The organism is Erythrobacter donghaensis (assembly GCF_001557325.1).
Taxonomy (GTDB): Bacteria; Pseudomonadota; Alphaproteobacteria; order Sphingomonadales; family Sphingomonadaceae; genus Erythrobacter; species Erythrobacter donghaensis_B.
Genome location: NZ_LSJS01000104.1, coordinates 1 through 464 on the forward strand (window position 1 = coordinate 1; position 464 = coordinate 464).

Consider the following 464-nt stretch of genomic DNA (forward strand, 5'->3'; position numbering starts at 1 on the left):
CCCCGCCACGCCTCGACCTCGCGCTCGAGATCACGGGCGCGACCCGCAGCCTGATGATGTTCACCCTCGAGTACCGCCTCACCATCGCCAACCGCTCGGAGCGCGCGGTGGGCGACCTCCACAGCGCGCTCCGGCTCGCCTGTGCGCGCGCGGGCGCAGGCGCTTCCGCAGGCGCCGCGCAGGCGCTCGGCGGGATCGCGCGCATCGGCCCGCATCAGGCGCGGAGCGTGACCGGCACGCTCCAGCTCCCGCTTTCGGCCATCGCCCCGCTGCGACAGGGACGGACCCCGCTGTTCGTGCCGCTGGTCCACGTCACGCTCGAGGGCGAGAGCCTGCCCGCCCTTGCCCGCACCTTCGTTATCGGCACCCCGAGCCCAAGCGGCCGCGTCCACCCGATCGCGCTCGACGCCCCCCCGGGCGGCATCGCCGGGCTGGTGGCGCAGGCGGTGGCGGCCCCGCCCCCC

Annotated in this window: 1 protein-coding gene; it reads left to right on the top strand. The window is 76.5% G+C overall.

The features are described from left to right. Positions 1 to 464 (top strand): hypothetical protein (locus tag AX692_RS20030; RefSeq protein WP_196491769.1); only part of this gene is annotated, 464 nt, incomplete at both ends.